The sequence below is a fragment of the Acinetobacter sp. YH12076 genome (assembly GCF_013419525.1).
GTDB lineage: Bacteria > Pseudomonadota > Gammaproteobacteria > Pseudomonadales > Moraxellaceae > Acinetobacter > Acinetobacter amyesii.
In genome coordinates this window covers 1-10,531 of record NZ_VOZY01000028.1, presented here as the reverse complement: position 1 = coordinate 10,531, position 10,531 = coordinate 1, and the positions used below count along the sequence as shown (strand labels likewise).

Annotated in this window: 8 protein-coding genes, 3 pseudogenes and 1 other annotated feature; of the genes and pseudogenes, 7 read left to right on the top strand and 4 right to left on the bottom strand. The window is 40.9% G+C overall.

Features of this window, described 5'->3' with window-relative positions; translation table 11 throughout:
- The 3 genes and pseudogenes from FTU22_RS15850 to FTU22_RS15840 all read left to right on the top strand — a co-directional run.
- Positions 1 to 425, top strand: a pseudogene (locus tag FTU22_RS15850) (IS3 family transposase); the annotation flags it as partial.
- A gap of 247 nt (positions 426 to 672) precedes the next feature.
- Positions 673 to 1,887, top strand: a complete 1,215-nt coding sequence (floR, locus tag FTU22_RS15845; RefSeq protein WP_000214122.1) for a chloramphenicol/florfenicol efflux MFS transporter FloR — start codon at positions 673 to 675, stop codon at positions 1,885 to 1,887.
- A 27-nt stretch (positions 1,888 to 1,914) separates the two neighbouring features.
- Positions 1,915 to 2,181: pseudogene (locus FTU22_RS15840) on the top strand (LysR family transcriptional regulator).
- A gap of 35 nt (positions 2,182 to 2,216) precedes the next feature.
- Here FTU22_RS15840 and FTU22_RS15835 read toward each other — a convergent pair.
- From FTU22_RS15835 to FTU22_RS15820, 4 genes are all read right to left on the bottom strand, one after another.
- On the bottom strand, positions 2,217 to 2,921 hold the full coding sequence (locus FTU22_RS15835) for an IS6 family transposase (protein ID WP_005028420.1): 705 nt from the start codon (positions 2,919 to 2,921) through the stop codon (positions 2,217 to 2,219).
- A 122-nt stretch (positions 2,922 to 3,043) separates the two neighbouring features.
- On the bottom strand, positions 3,044 to 3,601 hold the full coding sequence (locus tag FTU22_RS15830) for a TetR/AcrR family transcriptional regulator (RefSeq protein WP_005146114.1): 558 nt from the start codon (positions 3,599 to 3,601) through the stop codon (positions 3,044 to 3,046).
- The gene (locus tag FTU22_RS15825; protein ID WP_005146112.1) at positions 3,602 to 3,946 is read right to left on the bottom strand and encodes an SMR family transporter; all 345 of its coding nucleotides are present in this window, start codon (positions 3,944 to 3,946) and stop codon (positions 3,602 to 3,604) included.
- A 261-nt stretch (positions 3,947 to 4,207) separates the two neighbouring features.
- Entirely contained in the window at positions 4,208 to 4,714 is a 507-nt protein-coding gene (locus FTU22_RS15820; protein ID WP_096902824.1) for a plasmid replication DNA-binding protein, read from the bottom strand.
- A 2,734-nt stretch (positions 4,715 to 7,448) separates the two neighbouring features.
- On the opposite strand from FTU22_RS15820, the gene FTU22_RS15815 reads away from it, so the two are divergent.
- From FTU22_RS15815 to FTU22_RS15800, 4 genes and pseudogenes are all read left to right on the top strand, one after another.
- Entirely contained in the window at positions 7,449 to 8,369 is a 921-nt protein-coding gene (locus FTU22_RS15815; protein WP_180095377.1) for a hypothetical protein, read from the top strand.
- Positions 8,369 to 9,058 (top strand): hypothetical protein, encoded by a 690-nt coding sequence (locus FTU22_RS15810; protein WP_180095374.1) that lies wholly within the window; start codon positions 8,369 to 8,371, stop codon positions 9,056 to 9,058. The genes FTU22_RS15815 and FTU22_RS15810 overlap by 1 nt, the downstream gene beginning before the upstream one ends.
- A 161-nt stretch (positions 9,059 to 9,219) precedes the next feature.
- Complete coding sequence (locus FTU22_RS15805) at positions 9,220 to 9,786, top strand: recombinase family protein (protein ID WP_006581699.1); 567 nt, start codon at positions 9,220 to 9,222, stop codon at positions 9,784 to 9,786.
- A gap of 182 nt (positions 9,787 to 9,968) precedes the next feature.
- Positions 9,969 to 10,531 (top strand): annotated as a pseudogene (locus FTU22_RS15800) (IS3 family transposase); the annotation flags it as partial.
- Positions 10,258 to 10,374 (top strand) — a sequence feature (AL1L pseudoknot). (Overlaps the previous pseudogene by 117 nt.)

Genomic DNA, 10,531 nt, shown 5'->3' with positions numbered 1-10,531 from the left:
GAGCAAAGCGAGATTTACATGACTTGCATCATGCTGAGGAGATTAAACGAATTTGGAAGGAAAGTTCAGGTCGGTATGGTGTACGTAAAGTCTGGCAAAAACTGAAACGTGAAGGCTATATTATTGCGCGCTGTACTGTTGCTCGATTAATGCAAAAGCTAGGTATAAAAGGTGTTTGGCGTGGTAAGAACAAACAAACCACCCGTAGCCGAGATGATCAAAAACGAGCGGATGACTTGGTAAAACGTAATTTTACTGCTGATCATCCTGACCAACTGTGGGTGAGTGACTTTACGTATATTCAAACAAATTCAGGCTGGGTTTATACTGCATTTATTATTGATGTGTTCTCACGAGCAATTGTTGGATGGAAAGTATCGACACGGATGAATACAGATATGGTGCTCGATGCATTGGAGCAAGCATTTAGGGCGGCAGAGGGGGCTGGAACGCTGAGTGCGCCCATGCCGCATTGCGAAGCAAAAGATAATCGGATAAAATGTAGCAATTCATATTCGTAAGCGTGGAGTAATCAGATGGGAAATTCCAAGTCAGCAGACAAGTAAGCCGCAACAACCAGTATTGTTGTTGCGGCGCTCTGTAAGGCTAGTCTCATCTGATTGCTGACGAGCAGACGTCGCCCGGTATTCCTTAATCGAGGGTTGATTCGTCATGACCACCACACGCCCCGCGTGGGCCTATACGCTGCCGGCAGCACTGCTGCTGATGGCTCCTTTCGACATCCTCGCTTCACTGGCGATGGATATTTATCTCCCTGTCGTTCCAGCGATGCCCGGCATCCTGAACACGACGCCCGCTATGATCCAACTCACGTTGAGCCTCTATATGGTGATGCTCGGCGTGGGCCAGGTGATTTTTGGTCCGCTCTCAGACAGAATCGGGCGACGGCCAATTCTACTTGCGGGCGCAACGGCTTTCGTCATTGCGTCTCTGGGAGCAGCTTGGTCTTCAACTGCACCGGCCTTTGTCGCTTTCCGTCTACTTCAAGCAGTGGGCGCGTCGGCCATGCTGGTGGCGACGTTCGCGACGGTTCGCGACGTTTATGCCAACCGTCCTGAGGGTGTCGTCATCTACGGCCTTTTCAGTTCGATGCTGGCGTTCGTGCCTGCGCTCGGCCCTATCGCCGGAGTATTGATCGGCGAGTTCTTGGGATGGCAGGCGATATTCATTACTTTGGCTATACTGGCGATGCTCGCACTCCTAAATGCGGGTTTCAGGTGGCACGAAACCCGCCCTCTGGATCAAGTCAAGACGCGCCGATCTGTCTTGCCGATCTTCGCGAGTCCGGCTTTTTGGGTTTACACTGTCGGCTTTAGCGCCGGTATGGGCACCTACTTCGTCTTCTTCTCGACGGCTCCCCGTGTGCTCATAGGCCAAGCGGAATATTCCGAGATCGGATTCAGCTTTGCCTTCGCCACTGTCGCGCTTGTAATGATCGTGACAACCCGTTTCGCGAAGTCCTTTGTCGCCAGATGGGGCATCGCAGGATGCGTGGCGCGTGGGATGGCGTTGCTTGTTTGCGGAGCGGTCCTGTTGGGGATCGGCGAACTTTACGGCTCGCCGTCATTCCTCACCTTCATCCTACCGATGTGGGTTGTCGCGGTCGGTATTGTCTTCACGGTGTCCGTTACCGCGAACGGCGCTTTGGCAGAGTTCGACGACATCGCGGGATCAGCGGTCGCGTTCTACTTCTGCGTTCAAAGCCTGATAGTCAGCATTGTCGGGACATTGGCGGTGGCACTTTTAAACGGTGACACAGCGTGGCCCGTGATCTGTTACGCCACGGCGATGGCGGTACTGGTTTCGTTGGGGCTGGTGCTCCTTCGGCTCCGTGGGGCTGCCACCGAGAAGTCGCCAGTCGTCTAACCGACGACTGGTAGCAGGCCCGCTCCGATGCGGCGCACTAACCATCGAAACCTCGTGAATGTCGGTATCCTGTCTGGCAGGATACCGCTCATTTCCCTTGTTCAGTTCATCGCCGTCGCCGAGCATCTGAATTTTCGGCATGCGGCCAAGGCACTTGGTATCAGCTAGTCGAGCGTCAGCGCGCGTGTGAAAGCGCTGGAGGATAACCTTGGTGTCCTGCTATTTGAGCGCCATGCGCGGGGCGTTCGGCTAACAGACGCAGGCAGGCACTTCATGGGGCACTGTTGCAAATAGAGATTTGAGTCGATGATGTTCCCTTTAAAAAGTACTTAGAGACCGAAAACCCTGTTGATTAGACACACTTCACCCTGAGGCTGACCATAATAAAATGACGATGCTTGTCCTTTACGTAGTGCACGCATGACTTCAATACCTTTAATTGTGGCATAAGCCGTCTTCATAGATTTGAATCCTAATGTGGCCCTGATGATCCGCTTTAGCTTGCCATGATCACATTCAATCACGTTATTTTTATACTTAATCTGCCTGTGCTCAAGGTCTGGTGGACATTTACCTTCCCGTTTTAACCGTGATAAAGCACGTCCATATGTGGGTGCTTTATCCGTGTTGATCACTTGTGGAATTTGCCACTTCTTCACATTATTTAAAATTTTTCCAAGAAAACAATAAGCTGAATGGGTATTTCGTCTAGCAGAAAGATAGAAATCAAGAGTATGGCCACGTTGGTCAACTGCACGGTATAGATATGCCCATTTGCCATTCACTTTTACGTAAGTTTCATCCAGATGCCATAAATGTCGATCTGTAGGATTACGCCAATACCAACGTAAACGTTTTTCCATTTCTGGAGCATAACGCTGAACCCAGCGATAAATTGTGGTGTGATCAACATTCACTCCACGTTCGGCCAGCATTTCCTGAAGTTCACGATAGCTGATGCCATATTTACAATACCAACGAACAGCCCAAAGAATGATTTCACCTTGAAAGTGCCGACCGTGGAAGGGATTCATCTGCTGTATCTCGAAATAAATAAGATATTTAGCTTATCATGTCAGCCTATTTGCAACAGTGCCGTTCTATGCACTGGATTTTTCTATCTGGGGCTTACAGTTCAAATTTCGAATAAGAGATTTTATGTTAAATAGGTTCGATTAAGCAGATCGTCTTCTAATTTTGAACATTGCTCATCATCAATGACTCCGGTAATACTTTGTAGCCACAACCCATCTGCTGCTAAACGAAGTAACTCTAAATCAGGATGACTATCCGTTTCTGCATGTTGAGATAATCTATTTTTTAGCCATTCCATCCAAATTTTATTAAAGGTAGGCTCTGTGATCATAGTCATTGATAACGCTGACCAAGCAGAAACCACCCCATCTATTTGATGGATAAAAGAACTATGAATATAAGCTCGTGTGAATTTACCATATTCTGTTGGATCGCGTTTAATCAAGTATTCAACTGTTTGATCTAAATCAAGAATTATTTGATTGAACATTTCTTCTATCAAATTTTTTTTATTCGGGAAATGGTGAAATACCCCCCCTTTTGTTATACCTACTGCTGTAGCAATATTTTGAATAGAAACACCAGAAATACCCTTTTGAGAAACAAGAATAGTTGCCTGTTCAAGGATGCGCTTTCGAATAACCTCTGGTTGCTTCTTTTGTTGCCGAATTTCTTTCACTTAATGACCTGCTGATTGCGAAAATAAATTAATAATTATTACGCCAGATACGATAAAACCAATTCCAATTAAAGCAGGATTATCTAGTGTCTGTTTAAAAACAAAGTAGCCAACTACAGCAGTTAGAACAATCCCAACACCAGCCCATATAGCGTATGCGATACCTAAAGGGATTGTTTTAATAACTTGTGATAATAAATAAAATGCCGTGCTAAAAAAAATAAAGACCATCACGCTTGGAAAAAGTTTTGTAAACCCTTCCGATTTAACTAAAAAACTACTTCCAATCACTTCGGAAACTATTGCAAATCCAAGTAATACATAAGCGAGTAACACACTGTTCATAAGTAATCATACCTAAAATACCAATCGGAAGGTATGTTAAATTTTCAAAAAAAAATTATCAATAATTATTTTAGATTTTCTAAAATTAACATAATACACCTTATGCGAAATGCAATTTTTTATTTCTTATAATTCATAATCTTATGTCGATGTGAAAAGCCCAACTTAGCTGATTTGGGCTTTTTTGTTGATTATTCATGTTCCACGCTTAACTTTTGAGCAATGTTCCACGATTTTAATAAGATCAGGTGAACAATCCCCTCAGCCATTCGGCAGAAAAAATCGGCTCCAGAATCCTCTTTTTTCAGGTTCAGGCTCTACATGCTCTGGAACAGGTATTCGCTTATTCTCGATTATCTCTGATTCTTTAGGTGGCATTGCTATCACTTCTGCTGCTGGTTCAGGCTGTACTGATCCAGAATCTCCAGATTGAGTGGTATTGGGTTTTGGTGCTTCCAATAGGCGTTGCATCGTTTCAATCTGATTTTGATAGAAAGACTCCCGATCTTTGGCATCATCAAGCTGATTTTTTAGCATGTCTATCTGCTGTCTAAGCAGTAAAACTTCTGCCGAGTTTGGACTGTCTATTTTTACAGGTTCTTTTACATCCTGTTTTTTAGCAGGCTCTCCAAATACACGGATAGCTTCTGATAAATCAATTTTATTATCAGAATTTTTACTTAAAATTCCTTTGTTTATGTTGTTGTAAATTGTTTGTCTATTAATTCCATATAACTTTGATAACTCTATAACTGAAAGACTTTTCATGATGTAAAACTATGCCTAAATCTGTCAAAAGTGGATGTCTAATAGACTGTCTATTTTTACAATAGATTAATTTATCCTTTTACAAGTGTTTTGTCTAAATTTGCCTAAAATTAGGCATGGTTTGTCTAACTTATTAGCTGAAATCAAAAAAAACATGGATTTAAATTTTTGTTCAAAAAACAGACAAATAGATTAATTTTAAAAATCAAAGAAGGGAACTTTCTGAAAAAAAGTTGGTAACTTTTTTTGCCTGAAAACAGATAAGAATCATAAAGATGCAAAGGGGGGTAAAAAAAGTTGGTAACTTTTGGGAAACTAGAAGGTAACTTAAATTGTTGATAGAGCAAAGAAAAACCCCAAAATGTCTTGCAACATTTTGGGGTTTCGCTTTATATTTAGCGGTACGCAGTTATTTGATGGTGGAACATCAAATAACGAAGATCATAAGGTTTGGCGACCGTTATGATTTCACACTAAGGCTTTTGTACCTGTGCAGTTATTTTTACAGTTATGTGCAGTAATTACAAGTCCTAACCTGAATTACTTCGTTATTGAATCGTTTTGTGTCCATTAAATAAGCAAATTTGTATGCAAGCTTTGCCTGCTTCTGCGTGTCCATTTTTTATGGTTGGCATGCGGTGCATGTGGAGGGAATAAGTGTCACTGGTGCATCGTAGCGATCGTCGAAAGGCGGAACCGTTACAGGGGAATCCCACATAAGCGGAGCGTTGAGAGTAGTTGTATAGGTTGGTTAAGTTGTATGTTGGGGCAACCCTCGCAGAGATACCGCCATACTTCGACAGGGAGCGCGTGGGGGAAGGTGCAAGACCTTTAGTCCTTGTCTGCATAGTCAGCAAAACTATGTGCGGATACGACCGATGCGTGGCTCCGTCAGCCCGACAGGTAAATCGGCAATACTTAAGGGATGTTGATTTTTTTCAAAATCACGCCCTTAGGGTGAGTATTGCCGAAACTCTCTCAACGTTCACCATCAGCCCGAGCAAAGCGAGGGGTGTGGTGATCTTGAGAGAGTGAGAGCACTTAGTAGAATGCTTTTATTTATCTTTGATCTAATTGATAGTGTCATTTAAACGCAAGAAATAGGGGGTTATAGCTCGATTAACTCTTTTTCTAATAAAAGATACATTCTTAAAATAAGATAGCTTAGATCGCAAACTAGAAAGAAATATAGATATTTATAATTATAATTATACAAAGACAAACCCAGCCCCTTAGAAGGGGTCTGGGTTCTTAAAACCACTAGTTTGTACGTATTTATACTGCATCAACAGTTTGAAAATATCCTTGTCGGCCAAGACAACTAATTTTCACGATTGTAGAATCGTTTTAAGACAGTTTTTCAAGTAAATCATGCTAGCCAAAGCATGTTGATACCACTCGATTATTACTTGAAAATTCTGTGTTCATTCACCTTAAACATCACCAACTTATCGGCATAGACTTTCCCAATTAACAGCGCTTACGTTTTTATTCGCTCGAACTGTCTGCAACCTCGATGTAGCTAAGGTTTTGTACTTGTCTGATTCTCTAACACTTCTAAAGACCGTCACCGATCACCACCTCGTTGTTTGCCTAGAATCGCTTTTCTGTGAACCTATCAATCAGAAATTAAATATCTACAACTCAAACGGTGTGAAGTGCGCCCACGTTAGTCTTATTTGTCTTAACGAGTAGTACGCTTATCTCTAACTTAACTAAACTCAATTCCATATTCACCCGACCGCAGTTCCAAGTCTTGTCGGGGTTATATTGTAGAGTTAAATTAATAAGGTAAAGCACTTACTCTACGCATATCGACTGCCACCAACTATTCTATAGTTGTATGTTGACAGAGCCGAATTTACAGGCTTGAGCTATCCATTGACCGCCAAAGCAAATTGCAACGTATCTCTACGAGTTCAACAATTCACCGTGACGTGCCGAGAAATCCAGTTTAACACCTCATTCCCCTATGACCTCACGATCATCTCAAAAGCCCACCTGTGCGCCATGACTATGCCCTTACGAAGCATCTGCCAGTGCATCAACGCCATTATCAATCCTTGAAATGACTCCACATCACAAATAAAACAGGGTTAATTTACTAAGTTACCAGTCGTATGTTTTAAACGCTGATAGCCCGTTAATGCCCGTTTCCGTGTCGCCCCAATGCGCCATATAAAAATATGGGATTTGACTTGGGTAACAGGTAGAAAGAGGGAGTCACACCCTCTAGCCCCTATCGTAGCCGCGCCAGCTAGATTTCTCACGCACGCAGCTTCACCGATAAAACTTTTCACAACTTGGCAGGTTGCGAAAAGGGGTGATGTTGTTTGTTCATGGTTGGCAATCCATGAACAAACAAATTTAATCAATTTGAATGTTTGGATTGGCAGTCCAACTAAAAAACAACTTCTACAAAACCCATCTTATGCGTAGTAGATACTGTGTCAAGTCGAATTTTAGGGAACTGCTAATTATGCGATAGCATAATTCGGTTATAACTACCTATAACTAGTCTTTTAGATATAACTTTTAAAAAAATCTTTGGAATCCCTTTAAGAATCTACAAATGAGGGTATATTAATCATTAAATTTTTGGACTAAATAAGAAAAAATGATTTATTACACCACTGGCATAAAAGAGTTCACTCATACGACCCTTGCATGTTTCAGCAAAGGTTACGATTTGGGAATTTTGATTAAACCGAGCAGTTTTAGTAATGCAGAATCCATGCTTGAAAAGTGGAATGACCGCTATGGTTTGCTGAATACACCACAACAGCAGTATCGAAAATTTCTGTCCGGACAAAGTACGTTTTGTTGCATCGTTGCGAATGGCGGTTGTTTTCAGAAAGAAAATCTAACCGAAGCTGATTTTTATCGTTACTTGCGTGATAAATCGAAAAATGAAAATAAGTTATATACCCTTAGACCCCCGACTTTGCTTTTACTTTGCCGTGTAAATGACTTACTTCTACGTTTGCCTGATGGTGTGATTATTCAGAATAAATATGATCATCTTGATTATTTAAATGATCAAATTTCTAAACAGGTCAAAGGTGCTGAAACCTTTGGAAAGATATCCTTAACAGTGGGTGAATATACTTTTTTACAGCTCACAAAACGAGCCAAAAGTATCAAAGAATTGCAAGAAATGGGTTTAAGTGAAAATACCAAACATGCGACCAATTTTACATGGCGTTTGAAGCAAGAAGCGTTTGAGGCTGTGCGTCAACGTGGCGTTAATTTGGTAAATAGCTTTCAAAAAAATAAATCCAATACGGATGTAAAAGAACATTTTGAAAAGTACCTTTTAAGCCTTGAGGGCTATATTGGCTACCGTGGTGTACGTGTGCAGATCGGTAAGTTATATAGCATGTTCACGGCTTATTTTCAGTCAAAAATGAACCGTAGTTTTTTAGGTGCAGGTGGACGAAAGTTAAATCTAAGCTATGTCCGTGCTTCCACTCCAAAAATTAAAAATAATACCGAAATCCATACATATTTTAGGTCTATTAAAGACGAAGCCAATCAAAGCTCAAGAGAGCTACTTTTAGCATGGAAAAGCAGTGAGGAGGGTAAGAGGTTTTTAGCGTCAAAAAGCAGTGATGGCTATGTTTATAGCGATAGTTTTTACAAGGATATTGAGTGATGGCTAAAACCCCTTATTTCAATAAACGTAGGTGGCTTGAGAGCCGACAGGATGAAATTACCGAGCTGTACCGCACGGGTAAAAGTTGGCATGAAATTGTTGAGCATTTAAAAATTTCTCATGCCATGCCCTTTGCCCTGATTGAAGCCGATTTTTTTAAATATTGTGATTTTTTAGTTGATGAGGTTGCGACAAGTCACTTTGAGGAAAATATTGAGCTACAGCGACAGCTCACCGACTTTAAAAAGCAATTTTCTACAATAGAAAAAGCTAAAGTATCTCTAGAACAAGAGAATGAAGCCCTCAAAGAAAAAAACATAAAATTGACTGCTAGAGTAAAGCAGTTGATTCAAGAGTCTAAAGAGCAGGATGAATTTAATGAGGAAAGTCAAAAAATCAATGCCGATCAAGCGAACAAGCTTATTCAGCAGATCAACTTAAATAAACAACTGGAGCAATCTAATACTGCGCTATCACTCAAAAATGAACAGCAAGCAGAAAAATTGAAAAAAATTTCAAAATATATGGACGCTATTCAAGCTGAAATGGATAAGTTTTCAATGTCAGAGGTGGAGTATAAGGAGAAAATTAAAATAGCTCATGATACGATTTTTAGGCTTAAAGCAATGCTAACAGTGCTACTTGTAATATTGTTAGGTTTCGCCTTTAAATCAGGTTTATTTGCGTAGAAAAGACGATTTCACAGAAGATGCGACATTATGTAAATTTGGAGTATAGCCTAACGGAACAAAATAAAGTCTTAAAAAGCAACTCAAAAACCGTATTTATAGACTTAATATTTAATTTCGGTACAATATGTATTTAATTATCTAAACTCTAACGGTACAGAATGCCTAATCAGGTCGGATATATTCGAGTCAGTTCAACTGAACAAAATACTGAACGTCAATTAGATGGAATCAGCCTGGATAAGACCTTTACTGAAAAGGCAAGCGGTGGTAGCCGTGAACGTCCTCAGTTAAATGCAATGCTCGACTATCTGCGTGAAGGTGATACGGTGCATGTTCATAGTATTGATCGTCTGGCACGTAATACAAATGATCTGAACGAAATTGTGAATAGTCTGAATGATCGTGGTATAACCATTATTTTTCATAAAGAGAATTTGACCTTCAGTCATGATGTAGCACAATCGGCAATAAATAAACTCATGTTTCAGATGCTTGCTGCATTTGCAGAGTTTGAACGCTCCATGATCCGTGAGCGTCAAAAGGAAGGAATTGCAAAAGCCAAAGCGAAGGGCTTATATAAGGGAAGAAAGCGGAAGGTTGACTATGTTGAAATACGAAAAGCAATGGCTGAAGAAAATTCAACATTTAGAGGTGTTGCAGAAAAGTTTAAAGTAGGGATAGCAACAGTACAAAGAGCTTTAAAAGAAGAAACTAATAATCAATAAGGTTGATTAATGAAGACGCTTAGATATTCAAATTTAGAAAAGATCATGACCATTTATACTGAAATTTCTACTTATATTACATTTCATAATGCGACTGGTTTAACAGATATAAATAAATCAATGGAAGATTTTTGAACCGTACCGGGTTTGTCGGAGACCAAGCTTTCTGAGAGAATGTCCCGATGAAAAAAGTAAAATATACCCCTGAAATCAGAGAAAGAGCGGTTCAATTATTGATTGAATCCGAGAAAGATTATCCATCGAATTGGGCTGCGATCACCGCTATTGCTCCCTGAGCAGTATACTGCGCAAGGGTTGTACTCCTGAAACACTACGTGTTTGGTATCAAAAATATTTAGATAAACAAAATCCAGTTAAAGTACAGCAGCTTTCAGACCAAGAACGTATCAAACAACTCGAACGCGAAAATAAAGAACTGCAACGCGCCAATGAAATTCTACGTAAAGCAGCCGCTTTTTTCGCCCAGGCGGAGCTCGACCGCCCACACAAATAATGGTGGATTTTATCCATAATAATAAAGAGCTGTACGGAGTCGAGGCGATTTGTAGAATTTTACCGATCGCACCTTCAACCTATTACCGGACTCTAGATCTCTGTGAAAATCCAGAACATCGAGCAAAGCGAGATTTACATGACTTGCATCATGCTGAGGAGATTAAACGAATTTGGAAGGAAAGTTCAGGTCGGTATGGTGTACGTAAAGTCTGGCAAAAACTGAAACGTG